Origin of the sequence: Paracoccus cavernae (genome assembly GCF_042430175.1) — a bacterium.
GTDB lineage: Bacteria > Pseudomonadota > Alphaproteobacteria > Rhodobacterales > Rhodobacteraceae > Paracoccus > Paracoccus cavernae.
Genome location: NZ_JBHMDZ010000046.1, coordinates 91,795 through 107,099, shown reverse-complemented (window position 1 = coordinate 107,099; position 15,305 = coordinate 91,795). Strand labels below are relative to the sequence as shown.

Below are 15,305 nucleotides of genomic sequence, written 5' to 3'. Positions count from 1 at the left end.
AGCGCCCACCCGATTGTGAAACGACCGGCATGGGGTAGGATATGTTCAGCCTGTTACAACAGACCGCGCCTGTCGTGGTCGAAGAAACTGAAACGGTGGTCATCACCGAATCTGCAGACGTGGCGCATCACGCGACCTCGGCTGTTGATGCCGCTGCGGCACATAGCGCTTCGGCCCCCGGGATGCCACAACTCGACGTTGCCACCTATGGCAACATGATTTTCTGGCTGCTGATCGCGCTGGTTATCATTTACTGGGCGCTGTCGCGCATTGCGCTCCCGCGCATCGGCGGCGTTCTGGCGGATCGTCAATCGGCCATTACGGGCGATCTGATGTCGGCCGAGGAATTCAAGCAGAAGGCCAAAAGCGCGGAAGCCGCCTATGACAAGGCGCTTGCGGATGCACGGTCGGAAGCTGCGAAAATCGTTGCGACCAACAAGGCCGAAATCCAGAAAGAGCTGGATGCAGCGATCGCACAGGCAGATACCGAAATTGCGGCCCGCACTTCGGAATCCGAAAAGCGCATCGCCGAGATCCGGGCTTCGGCTCTGGATGACGCGCGTGTCGTTGCCCGCGATGTCACCGAAGAGCTGGTGCGCGTTTTTGGTGGTTCGGCCGATCAGGGCCTGATCAACGAAGCCATCGACCAGCGTCTGAAGGGGGGCGTGCAATGAAACGTCTGAGCATTCTTCCGGCTCTGGCTGCCAGCCCGGCGTTTGCCGCTGGCGACGTGCCGTTCTTCTCGCTGGCCAATACCGATTTCATCGTGACGATCGGTTTCCTGGTCTTCGTGGGGATCCTGCTCTACTTCAAGGTTCCCTCGATTGTCGGCAAGCTGCTCGACAAACGTGCGGAAGGCATCCGTGACGATCTGGCCGAGGCCCGTCGTCTTCGCGAAGAAGCTCAGGAGATCTATGCCTCCTACGAGCGTCGCCAGCGCGAAGTCAGCGGTCAGGCCGACGAGATCGTCGCCAATGCCCGCCGTGCCGCGACTGCACAGGCCGACAAGGCGAAGGAAGACCTCAAGGTCTCGATCGCCCGCCGCCTGAAAGCAGCCGAAGAGCAGATTTCGAGCGCCGAGACCGAAGCCGTTCGCGCCGTTCGCGACCGTGCCATTCAGGTTGCTGTCGCCGCTGCCGGCGAAATCCTGAAAAAGCAGGGTTCGGCAGCCGACCGCAGCGCCGGTATCGACAAAGCCATCGATGATGTGAGCCGCCGCCTGAACTAAGCCCGCCCGACCCGGGCGGGTGACCGGCACAAGCCCGAACGGGCGGCAGGTCGATCCATCTTCACTTTGGACAGTGATCAAAGCCCTCGCCTCGCGGCGGGGGCTTTTCGCATTTCGGAGGCTCGGGTTTTCGGACGGGGCTTTTGCCTTGTTAACGATGCGCCAAAGAAAAAAGGCCGGGATGCGCGCTGCATCCCGGCCTTTCATATTCGTGCCGCCGAAAGCCGGCGGTTGGATCTTAGCGGTTCGCGTAGATCAGGATTTCGACGCGACGGTTCTGTGCGCGGCCCTGAGCGGTGTCGTTCGAGGCGATCGGCTGCGACGAGCCGCGGCCCACGGTCGCGATGCGGTTCTGCGCCACGCCCGAAGCGGTCAGGATGCCGGCAACCGAGCGTGCACGGCGCTGCGACAGATCCTGGTTATAGGCCTGCGAGCCGGTCGAGTCGGTGTGGCCGATGACCTGGATCGTGCTGTTGGGATACTGGTTCAGGTTGCGGCCGATGCCGTAAAGGTCGTTCTGGCCGGCAGCCGAAACCGCAGCCGAATCCGTCGCGAACAGCGCCGATTCCGGCATCAGCACCGCGAGGTGGTCGCCGCGGTTGACGATCTGGATGTTCGGGTTGGTGATTTGCTGCTTGAGCGCGCGCTCCTGCTGGTCGAGGATCGAGCCGCCGATAGCGCCGACGCCTGCACCAAGGATCGCGCCTTTGACGGCGTTCTGCTTGCTTTCGCCGGCGCCGATCAGGCCACCGACAACCGCACCAGCAAGCGCACCCTGCTGGGTCCGGCTCATTTGGCCGGTCGGTGCGTTCGGGTCGGCACAAGCACCAAGTGCGAATACGCCTGCCGTAGCAAGAAGCAGCGAGATGCGGGTCTTCATCGGGTTAACCTTTCTTTCGAGGCGCCACTGGCCCCATATTATACCAGCCACCCGATCACATCCGGGCGGATGATGTTCAAACTGCCCAAGCCTCTCACAGGTTCCCACCGATTTCCAGTGCGCTTGGCGGCGTGAGCGGTTGATTGCGCTTCATGATTTCGCGATGGCGCGCGGCGCGAGCACCGCGCCTTCGCGGGTCAGAAGGATGCGTTTGGCGGCCTCGCCCCAATGATAGCCGCCGATCGCGCCGCCGGTTCGCGTGACGCGGTGGCAGGGCACGGCCCAGGAAACCGGATTTTGCCCGACGGCGGTTCCCACGGCGCGCACGGCTCCCGCCTGGCCGACACGGGCGGCGAGCTCCGCATAGCTCGCGACCTCGCCGAAGGGGATGTCGAGCAGGGCGTGCCAGACTTTCATCTGGAAGGGCGTGCCGACCAGACGCACGCGGATGTCGCCCTCGTCATTGCTCAGGGCGGTGATCGCGGGGGCGAGCGCCTCGGGGGCTTCGACATAGCGGGCGCGGGGCCAGCGCGATTGCAGGTCGCGGCGGACATCGTCCTCGGGGGTCTCGCCCGCGAATCCCAGCGCCCAGAGCACGCCTTCGGCACCGATGGCGATCACGAGGCCGAGGGGGGTGTCGAACCGCCCGATGCATAGAACCGCTCCGCGATCATCAGAGGGGCTCGCGACGGCAGAGACCGACAGGCCGGAGTGGGGCAGCGATCTCGAAAACAGGGTTCGGGTCATGGCGCCTCGCTTTCACTTAACCAATCATAGGAAAACTTGGCTGGTTCCGCCTCTGCGTCAAGCCCGCCCGTTGCGCCGGTCTTGCACAGAAGCGCGAGGCAGGGCATCAGATCATCATGAGCAAATCCCCGTCCGTTTCCTCCAGAATACCGCCCGCGCTGCCCTTCGGCACGCAGGTCGCATTCTTTTCGCGGCTGCGCGACAGCAATCCCGCGCCGGTGACAGAGCTGAACTACGTCAATCCCTATACGTTGGTCGTCGCCGTCGCGCTTTCCGCGCAGGCGACCGATGTCGGCGTGAACAAGGCGACCAAGGCCCTGTTCGAGGTGGTCCGGACTCCGCAGGCGATGCTGGACCTCGGTCTCGAGGGGCTGACCGAACATATCAAGACGATCGGGCTCTTTCGCCAGAAGGCCAAGAATGTCATCGCCATGTCGAAGATCCTCGTCGAGGATTACGGCGGCGAGGTGCCCAGCTCGCGCGCGGCGCTGATGACCTTGCCGGGCGTCGGGCGCAAGACCGCGAATGTGGTGCTCAACACCGCGTTCCGCATGCCGGCGCAGGCCGTCGATACCCATATTTTCCGTGTGGGCAACCGCACCCGCATCGCGCCGGGGCGCGACGTCGATGATGTCGAACGCGCCATCGAGGACAATATCCCCGCCGAATTCCAGCAGGACGCCCATCACTGGCTGATCCTGCACGGCCGCTACATTTGTCAGGCCCGCCGCCCGCGTTGCGCGGTTTGCGTCGTCTCTGACCTCTGCCCCTACGAGGAGAAGACCCTATGACCACCCCCTATGTGATCGGGATCGGCAATGCGATCATGGATGTGATCGCACCGACCGAGGACGCGCGCCTCGCCCAGCTCGGGATCGAGAAGGGGATCATGCAGCTGATCGACCGTGATCGCGCCGAAGTCCTGACCGCGGCGCAGGCCTCGGGCGCGACGGCCTCGCGGCTGGTGCCGGGCGGATCGGTCGCGAATACGCTGGCGGGAATCGGGATGCTGGGGCTCAAGACCGCCTTCATCGGCCGCGTCGCCGCCGACGAGATCGGGCAGTCCTACGCCGCCCAGACCGAAGCCGCAGGAACGGCCTTTGTCAATGCGCCTGTCGCGGGCGCGGGCGATCCGACCTCGCGCTCGATCATCTTCGTGACGCCCGATGGTGAGCGCTCGATGAACACCTATCTCGGAATTTCGGCCGAGCTCGACGAGGGCGATGTCGATCCGGCGGTTTTCGAGGGTGCGGGCTGGCTGTTTCTCGAGGGTTATCTTTTCGACAAGGACAAGGGCAAGGCCGCATTCATGAAGGCCGCCAAAGCCTGTCACGATGCCGGCGGTCAGGCGGGGATCGCGCTCTCGGACCCGTTCTGCGTCGACCGTCACCGCGACGATTTCCGCAAATTGGTGGCGGGGCCGATGGATTACGTCATCGGCAATGCCCATGAATGGACCTCGCTCTACCAGACCGAGGATCTCGAGGCGGCCCTGCTGCAGGCTTCGGCCGATTGCGGCATGATCGTCTGCACCCGCTCGGGCGAGGATGCGATCCTGATCCGTCGCGGCGAGGACCGTGTTTTCGCGCCGGTCCACAAGATCGTGCCGGTCGATGCGACGGGCGCGGGCGACCAGTTTGCGGCGGGGCTGATCTACGGCCTCGCGACAGGTGCGCCGCTCGCGGTCGCCGGCCGGATGGGCTGCATCGCCGCCGCCGAGGTCATCGCCCATGTCGGGCCGCGCCCCGAACGCGACCTTCTGGCCGATTTCCGCGCCGAAGGGCTGATCTGAGCGAAACCCTGCCGCAGCCTTATCGGCATGCGGTGGGGCGTTGACGCGGGCGGTGCAACAGGGCCTTGTGGTTGTGTTGGCTGCCCGTCCTTCTTTGGCGCGGGCGGTAATGGCCCGAACATCTGGAAGGAGAGCGGAATGGGAATTTTCGACAAGATCAAAGGTGCAATCTGGGGCACGGCCGAGGCTGCTGAACCCGAAGCGGCCCCCGCGCCGCAAGCGCCGGCTGCAGCAGCCCCTGCCGCGAGCGCCGCACCGGCAGCACCTGCTGCAACGCCTGCCGCCAGCGCGGCCCCTGCTACCGCACCGGCTGCAAGCGCTGCTGCGGCGGTTGATGTCGCGGCGGTTCTGGACGCGGCAGTCAAGGCCAGCGGCCAGACGCTGGACTGGCGCAAGTCGATTGTCGATCTGATGAAGGCGCTCGGCCTCGACAGCAGCCTCGGCCATCGCAAGGAACTGGCGAAAGAGCTGGGCTATAGCGGTGATGCCGAGGATTCCGCCGCGATGAACATCTGGCTGCACAAACAGGTGATCCAGAAGCTCAAAGACAGCGGCGGCAAGGTTCCGGCCGATCTGTAAGCCGCGATTCACGTGAAATGGAACGGGGGGTTTTACGCCCCCCGCACCCCCCTAAGGTATTTGGGTCAAAGCGAAGATCAGGCCGCTTTTTGCGCCGCGCCGAACCTTCCGTAGAAGCTTTCGCCTTTGGCGGCCATGTCGCGGAGCAGGGCGGGCGCTTTGAAACGCTCGCCGTATTTCTGCGCGAGATCGTCGGCCATTGCCGTGGCGCGCGCGCTTCCCAGCATGTCGAGCCAGCTGAACGGGCCGCCCGACCACGGCGCAAAGCCCCAGCCGAGGATCGCCCCGACATCGCCTTCGCGGATGTCCTCGAGAACGCCCTCTTCCAGAGCGCGCACCGCTTCGAGCGACTGGATGAACATCAGGCGGTTCTGGAGATCGGTGAAGGCGGGCTGTTCGTTCGAGACCGGCCATTCGGTCGCGAGCCCCTCCCAGAAATCGCCGCGCTTGCCCTTGTCGTCATAGTCGTAAAAGCCCGCATTGGCCTTGCGGCCGAGCCGGCCCTGATCAGCCATGCGGAAGATCACCTCGTCGACCGCGCCGTCGGGATAGGCATCGCCCATCGCCGCCCGCGTTGCCTTGGCGATTTTCACGCCGAGATCGATCGAGGTTTCATCGACCAGCTGCAGAGGTCCGAGCGGCATCCCCATCAACTTGGCGGCATTCTCGATCAGGGTCGGTTCGACTCCTTCGGCGAGCATGCGGATGCCTTCGTTGATATAGGGAATGATGCAGCGGTTGGCGTAGAAGAAGCGCGCATCATTGACCACGATCGGGGTTTTGCGGATCTGGCGCACGAAGTCGAGCGCCTTTGCCACCGCGCGCGGGCCGGAGCTTTTGCCCTTGATGATCTCGACCAGCATCATCTTGTCGACCGGCGAGAAGAAATGGATGCCGATGAACTGCTCTGGGCGGGCGCTGGCTTGCGACAGGCTGGTGATCGGCAGGGTCGAGGTATTGGTCGCGAAAATCGCATCCGCAGGGATGACGGCCTCGGCGCGTTTGGTGACTTCGGCCTTGATCGCGGGATCCTCGAACACCGCCTCGACGATCAGGTCGCAGCCTTTGAGTGCGTCGTAATCGGTGGTGGCGGTAATGCGGCCGAGGACTTCGGCCTTCTTGTCCTCGGTGGATTTGCGGCGCGAGATCGCCTTGTCCAGAAGATCCGCGGAATGGGATTTGCCGCGGTCTGCGGCCTCCTGTTTGGCGTCGATCAGCACGACCTCGATCCCCGCCATGGCAGCGACATAGGAAATGCCCGCGCCCATCATGCCCGCACCAAGGATGCCGACCTTCTTGACGCTTTGATCGGGTTCCGCCGGACGGTTCGCGCCTTTCTCCAACGCTTCCTTGTTGATGAAAAGCGATCGGATCATCGCGGTCGAGGAGGGGTTCATCAGCACATTGGTGAACCAGCGCGCCTCGATCTTGAGGGCGGTTTCGAAGGGCACGAGCGCGCCTTCGTAGACGGCCGAGAGCAGGGCCTTGGCCGCGGGATAAACCCCAAGCGTCTTGCCGTGGACCATGGCCGACGCCCCGACATAGGTCATGAAACCGGCCGGGTTATAGGGTGCGCCGCCGGGCATCTTGTAGCCTTTGGCGTCCCACGGCTTGACCAGATCGGCTTCGGTCGCCGACAGCACCCACTCGCGCGCGGCCTGAACCGGATCGGCCACGACCTCGTCGACGATGCCGTTGGCTTTCGCGCCCTTGGGGTCGGAAAGCTTGCCTTCCAGCAGCAGCGGAGCCGCCGCCATTGCGCCCAGTTTGCGCACGAGGCGCGTCGTGCCTCCGCCTCCGGGGAAGATCCCGACCATGATCTCGGGCAGGCCGATCTTGGCTTTGGGATTGTCGGCGGCAAAGATGCGGTGGGTTGCAAGCGGCAGCTCGACCCCGATGCCCAAGGCGGTGCCCGGAATGGCCGTGGCGATCGGCTTGCCGCCCTTCTTGGTCTTGGGATCCATGCCGGCCAGCTCGATCTTGCGCAGCGCATGGTGCAGCGTCATCACGCCGTCGAAGACGCCCTGCGCGCCGTTCTGGTCCTTGAGCCCCGCGATGACATTGAGGTCCATCCCGCCTGCAAAGTCTTTCTTGCCCGAGGTCAGGACGATGCCCTTCACGGCGGGATCGGCCAGCGCGTCGTCGATCAGCGCCTCCAGCTCGGCCGCGCCGGTCAGCGACAGCACGTTCATGGATTTGCCCGGCACGTCCCAGGTGATGACTGCAACGCCGTCGGCGTCTTTCTTCATGGTGAAATCGGTCATGTCGCTTCCCCTCAGACGCGCTCGATGATCGTCGCGGCACCCATGCCGGAGGCGACGCACAATGTGGCAAGGCCGATCTGCTTGTCCTGCCGTTCCAGCTCGTCAAGCAAAGTGCCGATGATCATGGCGCCGGTCGCGCCGAGCGGATGGCCTAGCGCCATCGCGCCGCCGTTGACGTTGACGAGCGAGGGATCGACCTCGAAGGCCTGCATGAAGCGTAGGACAACCGAAGCGAAAGCCTCGTTGACCTCGAAAAGGTCGATGTCGCCGATCGAAAGGCCGCTTTCGCACAGGATTTTCTCGGTCACGGGGACGGGGCCGGTCAGCATGATGGTCGGATCGGTGCCGATCTTCGCGGTGTCGCGGATGCGGGCGCGCGGCTTGAGGCCGTGCTTCTCGCCGAACTCGCGGTTGCCGATCAGAACAGCCGCCGCACCGTCGACGATCCCCGACGAGTTGCCGGCGTGGTGGATGTGGTTGATGGCGCTCAGATGCGGATATTTCAGCATCGCCACCTTGTCGAATCCGGGCATCATCTCGCCCATATCCTTGAAGCTGGGCTTGAGCGCGCCAAGCGATTCCATCGTGGTATTGGGGCGCGGGAATTCGTCGTGATCAAGGATGATCAAGCCGTTCTGGTCGCGGACCGGAACGATCGATTTCGCAAAACGCCCCTCGCTGATCGCGATGGCGGCGCGGCGCTGGCTTTCGACGGCTAGCGCATCGGCATCCTCGCGCGAGAAACCGTATTGGGTCGCGATGATGTCCGCCGAGATGCCTTGCGGCACGAAATAGGTCTTGAAGGTCAGCGCCGGATCGACCGCGATCGCGGCACCGTCGCTGCCCATGGCGACGCGGCTCATCATCTCGACGCCGCCCGCGATATAGGCCTCGCCCGATCCGCCGCGGATCTGGTTGGCGGCAAGGTTCATCGCCTCCATGCCGCTGGCGCAGAAGCGGTTGATCGAGAGGCCGGGGATCGATTCGTCGAGCTGCGAGGCCAGAACGGCCGAGCGCGCCAGACAGCCGCCCTGTTCCATCACCTGGGTCGCATTGCCCCAGATCACATCCTCGACGGCATGGCCTTCGAGGCCGTTGCGTTCCTTGACGGCATCGAGAAGCCGCGCCGAAAGGGCGACCGAGGTCACTTCATGCAGGCTGCCGTCGGGGCGCCCTTTGCCGCGCGGCGTGCGGGCCGCGTCATAGATATAGGCTTCGGTCATTTGTCCTCCTTCGGCGCCCGGTCGGAGGGATTGCCGGGCATCAGATCATAGGGGTGCTTCCAGCCGGGCAGCGAGGCGATCCGCTCGAGCCATGCCGAGATATGAGGCCATTCGGCACGATCGAAGCCGAATGGTTCAGGATAGTAAAGATAGCCGCAGCAGGTGAAGTCGGCGATGGTCGCAGCGTCACCGGCAATCCAGTCGCGCCCCGAAAGATGGCCGTCCAGAAGCTTGTAGGCCGATTTCAGACGCGCCTGCTGGAAGGCGATCACCTCGAGCGGGCGTTTGCCTTCGGGAATGAAGTTCATCAGGAAACGGGTCGAGCCGATCGCGCTCGAGAGTTTGTGGTTGTCCCAAAACAGCCAGCGCAAAATCTCGTTGCGGTCGCCGTCGAGAAACTTTCCCGTCTTCTCGGCAACATGCAGCTGGATCACCGCCGATTGCGTCAGCGTCAGCCCGTCCTCGCGGAAGACCGGCGCTTCGGCCATCTCGTTCATCTCGCGATAGGCGTTCGCGCGGACCTCGCCGTTGAAGAAATCGACATAGACCGGCTGCCAGTCATAGCCCGACAGTTCGAGCGTCAGCGCCGCCTTGTAGGAATGACCGGATTCGCCGAAGCAGAAAAGCTGTGCTGTCACAAAGGATCTCCTGTTTGGTTCGGGGCGGCAGGGCAGGCGCGGCTGCTTCGTTTACCAAGATGGGTATTTTCATGATGAAGAACGAGACCGTAACCTCTTCTTCATTCATCGCTGCGATGATCGGTCTTGCGGTACAGGCTGGGGAGCCGATGACCGCTGATGGAGAAAGCTCCGGCCCGCGACCCGACAAGATCCCGCGCCGCAGGCCGGAGCAGTTCATTCTTCATCACCGAAATACCCCCGCCGGAGGCGGAGGAAGGGCGGCCGCTTGCACGGCCGCGCCCGATCGCGTCAGAAGCGGTCGGCATCGAGCGCCATGACGCTGGTTTCGCCGGTGATGATGCGCGCCAGATGGGTCGCGGTGACAGGCAACTGGCGCTGCATGTAGAACCGGCCGGTGGCGAGCTTGGTCTCGTAGAAGGCCGGATTGTCGCTGCCTGCCGCCAGTTTGGCTTGGGCGGTCGCAGCCATGCGGCTCCACATCAAGCCAAGCGCGACATGGCCGAAGAGATGCATGAAGTCGTAGGAACCCGCGAGGGCGGCATTGGGGGCCTTCATGCCGGTCTGCATGAAATACATCGCTGCCGATTGCAGATCCTTTGACGCGGCCTTCAACGGCTCGAGGAAATCGGCCTTGAGTGTTGCGTCGCCTTCGTTCTCCTTGATGAAGCTCTTCACCATCTCGAAGAAAGCCATGACATGTTTGCCGCCATCGCTGGCGAGTTTGCGGCCGACCAGATCCAGCGCCTGCACACCGTTGGCGCCCTCGTAGATCATTGCGATACGGGCGTCGCGGACATACTGCGAGATGCCGGTTTCCTCGATATAGCCGTGCCCGCCGAAGATCTGTTGGGCCTGAACCGTCGCATCGAACCCCTTGTCGGTCAGGAAGCCCTTGATGACCGGAGTCAGAAGCGAAATCATGCCCTCGGCATCCTGATCATCGGCCAGATGGCTGCGGTCGATCAGATGCGCGCCCCATGCGGCCAGTGCGCGGGCGCCTTCGACGAAGCTTTTCTGCTCCATCAGGCTGCGGCGGATATCGGGATGGACGATCAGCGGATCGGCGGGGCCGCTCGGGTTCTCGGTGCCGGTGACGGCGCGGCCCTGCAGGCGGTCCTTGGCATAGGCGAGGCCCTTTTGATAGGCGCCCGCCGCAAGCGCATAACCCTGAAGGCCCACGCCCATCCGCGCCTCGTTCATCATGGTGAACATGGCGCGCATGCCTTTGTGGAGATCGCCCAGCAGCCAGCCTTTTGCCCCGTCATAGTTCATGACGCAGGTGGCATTGCCGTGGATGCCCATCTTCTCTTCGATATTGCCGACCGAAACCGCGTTGCGCTCTCCCAGCGAGCCATCGGCATTCACGAGGAACTTCGGCACGATGAAGAGGCTGATGCCCCTGGTGCCCTCGCCGCCGCCCGGAGCTTTGGCAAGGACGAGGTGGATGATGTTTTCCGCCAGATCGTGATCGCCGGCCGAGATGAAGATCTTCTGTCCGGTGATCAGATAGCTGCCGTCGTCCTGCGGCTCTGCCTTGGTGCGCAGCAGGCCCAGATCGGTGCCGGCATGGGCCTCGGTGAGGTTCATCGTGCCGGTCCAGTCGCAGCTGGCGAGCTTGGCGAGATAGGTGTTTTTCTGATCCTCGGTGCCATGGGCGGCGATGGCCGAATAGGCGCCGTGGGTCAGGCCCTGATACATGTTGAAGGCCATGTTGTTGGCCACGAACATCTCGCCCGCGGCAAGCCCCATGATATAGGGCAGGCCCTGACCGCCATATTCCGGCGCGCAATCGAGTGCGGTCCAGCCGCCTTCCTTCATCGCCGCGAAGGCTTTGTCGAAGCCTTTCGGGGTGCGCACCTGACCGTTTTCGAGGTGGCAGCCCTCGCGGTCGCCGACCGCATTCAGGGGGGCGAGGATCTCGCCCGAGATTTTGCCTGCGGCCTCCAGAATGGCGGCGGTGAAATCCGCATCGAGCTCGTCATGGCCGGGCAGGCCGCTTTCCGTCAGCTTCAGAACGTCGTGCAGGATGAACTGGAAATCCTCAACGGGCGGGAGATATGTGGTCATGATATCCTCTGAATGGGGCTGCCGCGTCAGTTGCCGGCTGCGGAAGATGTGGCGCGCAGACGGCGCAGGGATGCCTCGCCCTCCGCGATCTGTTGACGCAATTCGGTGATGGCCTGACCGAGCTCGCTGAGCTGGAGCTCCATATCGCCAAGCCGGTCGCGGGCGGTGGCCAGTGCGGCTTCGGTCTGGGCCATGTTCTTGTCGGCGGGGTTGTAGAGCTCGAGGATCTCGCGGATCTGGACGAGCGAAAAGCCGAAGCGTTTGCCGCGCAGGATCAGCTTGAGCCTCGCGCGATCCGAGCGGCTGTAAAGCCGCGCCTGACCCTTGCGCAGGGGCGCAATCAGATCGCTCGCCTCGTAAAAGCGCAAGGCGCGGGCGGTGACGCCGAATGCCTCGCTCATTTCGCGGATCGTCATCTGATCGGGCAGCGATTCATGCATCGTTGCGGCAGGATCGGAACTGGTCGATTTGTCGGACATTGCTGCACATTCCCCCAACTGCGCCCTGTCGAGATATCAGACTATCCTAGGTTGACGTGCGCGTAAGGGGAAACGCTGCGTCACCAATTCTGTGCCGGCAATCGCGGGCCGTCGTGTCGGCCGTCGGGGCAGATGATCGCTTGTGTGCGGGGCGCATCGGCCCCGCTGCGCAGGAAGGGCCGCCATCCTGCCGGAGCACGGGGCGGCAAGCCGGAGCCTCAGGTCGAGGGCGCTTCGGAGCCGGTCATCTCGTCGATCAGCTTTTGCGTGCCGTCGCGCAGATCGTGCAGCTCGCGCATCGTCGCCTCGAGCTCGGCCTGTTGCTGGGCGAGCAGATCGTATTGGCGGTCGGCCAATTCGATCCAGACGCGGTATTGTTCGACCGTGCCCTTCTGGCCGTAGATCATCAGCCATTGGCGGATGTCTTCGAGCGAGAAACCAAAGCGCCGCCCGCGCAGAATCAGCTTCATCCGGGCAACTTCGCGCGGCCCGTAGTAACGGGTGCGGCCGACCTTTTTGGGATGCAGCAATTCGATATATTCGTAATAGCGCAGCGTTCTCGGGGTCACGTCGAAACGGGCACACATGTCCTTGAAGCTGATATAACCGTCTTCAACCATTAATCAGTCTCTGCTTTGGAATATGATGACGCTAGCCGAGGCTCTTGGCGAACTCAACCATATGCAGGCATGAATGGGTGAGAATACAAGGTTAATATGCATGATCGGGCGGGCATTTCCGCAGTTTTGCTTTCCCTAACGGCATGCAGTCGGCACAAGGCCTGTCCGCACAAGGTTGAAACGCCCCGGCCGACCGTGTGGCGACTTGGGCCGCCGCGATTCTCTTTGCCGTTTTCGGTGTGGCGGCCGCGCAGCTTGCAAGATTTCTGCCGCAACCTTTGCGCGGCCCTTGTGCCAGTAGCGGGTCTTTGCGCGGGCCGGACCGCTGCGCCCGCTCTTGCCCGATATGCGGCGCCGGATTAACCCTAATGCCACAGCAGCGCGGCGCAACAGCAAGGGCGGAACCATGGATAACCAAGGCGGCGAGGACCATAAGGCACGGATTGCCCGACAATTCGTCGAAGCGATCCCCCATGCGCAGGCGCTCGGCATGGTCCTCGAAGAGGTCGGCCCCGAGGGTGCGGTCATCTCGATGCCCTGGGACGAGCGCTTCGTCGGCGACAGCCGCTCGGGGGTGATCCACGGCGGCGTGGTCTCGGCGCTGATGGATACCTGCTGCGGTGCGGCGGTTCTGGGCCATGAAGAGGCGCTCGGCGCGACCGCGACCATCGATCTGCGCATCGACTATATGCGCGCCGCCAAACCGGGCCAGAAGATCACGGCGCGCGCGACCTGCTATCACGTCACCCGCTCGGTCGCTTTCGTGCGGGCCTGGGCCAGCGACGACGATACGCTCAATCCGGTTGCCACCGCGACCGGCGCTTTCACGATGGGAGGCTGAGATGATCGACCGCAGCGAGCCGCTCCACCAGATCAAATCGCGCCGCGACATGGCGCTGCAAACCATTGTCGGGGTCATTCCCTATGCCGCTTGGCTCGGGATCAGCTTCGACCGGCGCGGCGACGAGCTGACCGCCGTCATGGCCTACGCCGAGCGCAATATCGGCAATCCCCTGCTGCCCGCCCTTCATGGCGGCGCGATCGCGGCCTTCCTCGAGACGGCAGCGGTGGTGCAGCTTGCATGGGCGCGCTCCTGGGACGATATCGAGGGCGGCCGCAGCCAGTCCGAGGGCACACGTCCGGCCAGCTCCATGCCGGTCGGCGGCGGGGACGAGGCCCTGCGCCTGCCCAAGACCATCGATTTCACCGTGGATTATCTGCGTTCGGGCCTGCCGCGCGACGCCTATGCGCGGGCGCGGATCGTGCGCTCGGGCCGGCGTTACGCCAGCGTTCAGGTCGAAGCCTGGCAGGACAACCGCGAGCGGCTTTTCGCACAGGCGACCGGCCATTTCCTGATGCCCTCGGAAGGCTGAGCCCCCATGATCCCGCATGACCCGATGCCGGTGCGGCCGTGAGCGCCGGCACCGATCTTGCGATCGACAACCGCCGCGTTGTCGCCATCGCCTTTCCGATCGTTCTGTCGAATGCAACCGTGCCGCTTCTGGGGGCGGTCAATACCGGCGTGGTGGGACAGTTGGGCGAGGCCGCACCGATCGGTGCGGTCGGGCTGGGCGCGATCATTCTCGCCTCGATCTACTGGATCTTCGGCTTTCTGCGCATGGGCACATCGGGGCTGGTCGCGCAAGCCCGCGGCGCGGGCAACGAGACCGAGGGTGGCGCGCATCTTTTGCGCGCGCTGGTGATCGGCGTGGTGGCGGGACTGGTGCTGGTCGCTCTGCACTGGCCGCTTTTGTCGCTGGCCCTGCGCCTTGCTCCCGCCTCGCAAGAGGTCGAAACGCTCGCGCGCTCCTATCTCGGCATCCGCATCTGGGGCGCGCCCGCAACCATCGCGCTTTATGCGATCACCGGCTGGCTCATCGCGATGGAGCGCACCCGCGATGTGCTGGTGATCCAGTTGGTGCTCAACGGGCTCAACATCCTGCTCGATTTGTGGTTCGTCCTCGGGCTCGGCTGGGGGGTGCCGGGCGTTGCGGTGGCGACGCTGATTGCCGAGTGGACCGGGCTTGCCACCGGCCTGTGGTTCGCGCGCGGCGCGATCGTCAAAGCATGGACGCAGGCGCGCGGGTTCGCGCAGCTTTTTGCGCGCGAACAGATCGACCGGCTGGTGCGGCTCAACGGCGACATCCTGATCCGCTCGGTCCTGCTGCAGGGCAGCTTCACGACTTTCATCTTTCTCGGCGCGGGGCAGGGGGATGTGACGCTGGCGGCCAATCAGGTGCTGCTGCAGTTTCTCGAGATCACCGCCTATGCGCTGGACGGCTTTGCCTTTTCGGCGGAGACGCTGGTCGGGCAGGCGGTGGGCGCGCGGCGCAAGGACCGTCTGCGGCAATCCGTCGCGATCTCGATGCGCTGGGGGATCGGCGGCGCGCTGCTGCTCTCGCTGGTCTTCTGGCTGTTCGGTCCCGCGATCATCGCGCTTTTGACCACCTCTCCCGAGGTTCGCACCGAGGCCGCGCGCTATCTGCCGTGGCTCGCCATCGGCCCGCTGATCGGCGTGGCGAGCTGGATGTATGACGGCATTTTCATCGGCGCGACCCGAACCCGCGAGATGCGCAATGCTATGCTGGTCTCGGTCGCTTTCTACGCGCTGCTCTGCCTGACCCTGCCGCTTTGGCTGGGCAATCACGGGCTATGGGCGGCACTGATGGGGCTCAACCTGATGCGCGGCGTGACGATGGCAAAGCTCTATCCGCGCGTCGAGGCCTCGATCGGCTAGTCCGGCCCGAGGGCCCTACCTTTGGGCCCCGCATCTTTCATGCCGAAA

16 protein-coding genes are annotated in these 15,305 nt (G+C 64.1%); 8 read left to right on the top strand and 8 right to left on the bottom strand.

Annotation, left to right across the window (positions count from 1 at the left end; translation table 11 throughout):
- Nucleotides 1-41 precede the first annotated feature (41 nt).
- Nucleotides 42-674, top strand: coding sequence for a F0F1 ATP synthase subunit B' (locus ACFFUC_RS15775; RefSeq protein ID WP_377687794.1), 633 nt, complete (start codon nucleotides 42-44; stop codon nucleotides 672-674).
- Nucleotides 671-1,228 (top strand): F0F1 ATP synthase subunit B, encoded by a 558-nt coding sequence (locus ACFFUC_RS15770; RefSeq protein ID WP_377687793.1) that lies wholly within the window; start codon nucleotides 671-673, stop codon nucleotides 1,226-1,228. The genes ACFFUC_RS15775 and ACFFUC_RS15770 overlap by 4 nt, the downstream gene beginning before the upstream one ends.
- A 238-nt stretch (nucleotides 1,229-1,466) precedes the next feature.
- Here ACFFUC_RS15770 and ACFFUC_RS15765 read toward each other — a convergent pair whose 3' ends face one another.
- Together ACFFUC_RS15765 and ACFFUC_RS15760 are read right to left on the bottom strand one after the other, a co-directional pair.
- Complete coding sequence (locus ACFFUC_RS15765; RefSeq protein WP_377687792.1) at nucleotides 1,467-2,108, bottom strand: YiaD family glycine zipper/OmpA-like lipoprotein; 642 nt, start codon at nucleotides 2,106-2,108, stop codon at nucleotides 1,467-1,469.
- 150 nt (nucleotides 2,109-2,258) lie between these two features.
- Entirely contained in the window at nucleotides 2,259-2,855 is a 597-nt protein-coding gene (locus ACFFUC_RS15760; protein WP_377687791.1) for a methylated-DNA--[protein]-cysteine S-methyltransferase, read from the bottom strand.
- A 116-nt stretch (nucleotides 2,856-2,971) separates the two neighbouring features.
- Here ACFFUC_RS15760 and nth point away from each other — a divergent pair, with 116 nt between their 5' ends.
- The 3 genes from nth to ACFFUC_RS15745 all read left to right on the top strand — a co-directional run bounded on the left by nth (nucleotide 2,972) and on the right by ACFFUC_RS15745 (nucleotide 5,226).
- The gene (gene nth / locus ACFFUC_RS15755; RefSeq protein ID WP_377687790.1) at nucleotides 2,972-3,646 is read left to right on the top strand and encodes an endonuclease III; all 675 of its coding nucleotides are present in this window, start codon (nucleotides 2,972-2,974) and stop codon (nucleotides 3,644-3,646) included.
- The gene (locus ACFFUC_RS15750) at nucleotides 3,643-4,647 is read left to right on the top strand and encodes an adenosine kinase (RefSeq protein ID WP_377687789.1); all 1,005 of its coding nucleotides are present in this window, start codon (nucleotides 3,643-3,645) and stop codon (nucleotides 4,645-4,647) included. Before nth ends, ACFFUC_RS15750 begins: the two co-directional genes overlap by 4 nt.
- A 138-nt stretch (nucleotides 4,648-4,785) precedes the next feature.
- A complete protein-coding gene (locus tag ACFFUC_RS15745) occupies nucleotides 4,786-5,226 on the top strand; it encodes a DUF3597 domain-containing protein (RefSeq protein ID WP_377687788.1) in 441 nt (146 codons plus the stop codon).
- A gap of 77 nt (nucleotides 5,227-5,303) precedes the next feature.
- On the opposite strand, the gene ACFFUC_RS15740 is transcribed toward ACFFUC_RS15745, so the two are convergent.
- From ACFFUC_RS15740 to ACFFUC_RS15715, 6 genes are all read right to left on the bottom strand, one after another.
- Nucleotides 5,304-7,490 carry a 3-hydroxyacyl-CoA dehydrogenase NAD-binding domain-containing protein gene (locus ACFFUC_RS15740; RefSeq protein WP_377687787.1) on the bottom strand — a complete coding sequence of 729 codons (2,187 nt, stop codon included), beginning with the start codon at nucleotides 7,488-7,490 and terminating at the stop codon, nucleotides 5,304-5,306.
- An 11-nt stretch (nucleotides 7,491-7,501) separates the two neighbouring features.
- Nucleotides 7,502-8,713 (bottom strand): acetyl-CoA C-acetyltransferase, encoded by a 1,212-nt coding sequence (locus ACFFUC_RS15735; protein WP_377687786.1) that lies wholly within the window; start codon nucleotides 8,711-8,713, stop codon nucleotides 7,502-7,504.
- The gene (locus ACFFUC_RS15730; RefSeq protein WP_377687785.1) at nucleotides 8,710-9,351 is read right to left on the bottom strand and encodes a glutathione S-transferase family protein; all 642 of its coding nucleotides are present in this window, start codon (nucleotides 9,349-9,351) and stop codon (nucleotides 8,710-8,712) included. The genes ACFFUC_RS15735 and ACFFUC_RS15730 overlap by 4 nt, the downstream gene beginning before the upstream one ends.
- 291 nt (nucleotides 9,352-9,642) lie before the next feature.
- A complete protein-coding gene (locus ACFFUC_RS15725; protein ID WP_377687784.1) occupies nucleotides 9,643-11,421 on the bottom strand; it encodes an acyl-CoA dehydrogenase C-terminal domain-containing protein in 1,779 nt (592 codons plus the stop codon).
- Between the two features lie 26 nt (nucleotides 11,422-11,447).
- Nucleotides 11,448-11,900 (bottom strand): MerR family transcriptional regulator, encoded by a 453-nt coding sequence (locus ACFFUC_RS15720; protein WP_377687783.1) that lies wholly within the window; start codon nucleotides 11,898-11,900, stop codon nucleotides 11,448-11,450.
- A gap of 218 nt (nucleotides 11,901-12,118) precedes the next feature.
- Complete coding sequence (locus tag ACFFUC_RS15715; RefSeq protein WP_377687782.1) at nucleotides 12,119-12,520, bottom strand: MerR family transcriptional regulator; 402 nt, start codon at nucleotides 12,518-12,520, stop codon at nucleotides 12,119-12,121.
- Between the two features lie 406 nt (nucleotides 12,521-12,926).
- On the opposite strand from ACFFUC_RS15715, the gene ACFFUC_RS15710 reads away from it, so the two are divergent.
- The 3 genes from ACFFUC_RS15710 to ACFFUC_RS15700 are packed head-to-tail and all read left to right on the top strand — an operon-like array spanning nucleotide 12,927 to nucleotide 15,257.
- Nucleotides 12,927-13,361 (top strand): PaaI family thioesterase, encoded by a 435-nt coding sequence (locus ACFFUC_RS15710; protein ID WP_377687781.1) that lies wholly within the window; start codon nucleotides 12,927-12,929, stop codon nucleotides 13,359-13,361.
- Between the two features lies 1 nt (nucleotide 13,362).
- On the top strand, nucleotides 13,363-13,893 hold the full coding sequence (locus tag ACFFUC_RS15705; protein ID WP_377687780.1) for a PaaI family thioesterase: 531 nt from the start codon (nucleotides 13,363-13,365) through the stop codon (nucleotides 13,891-13,893).
- A gap of 38 nt (nucleotides 13,894-13,931) precedes the next feature.
- Nucleotides 13,932-15,257, top strand: a complete 1,326-nt coding sequence (locus ACFFUC_RS15700) for an MATE family efflux transporter (RefSeq protein WP_377687779.1) — start codon at nucleotides 13,932-13,934, stop codon at nucleotides 15,255-15,257.
- The last annotated feature ends 48 nt before the right edge of the window (nucleotides 15,258-15,305 follow it).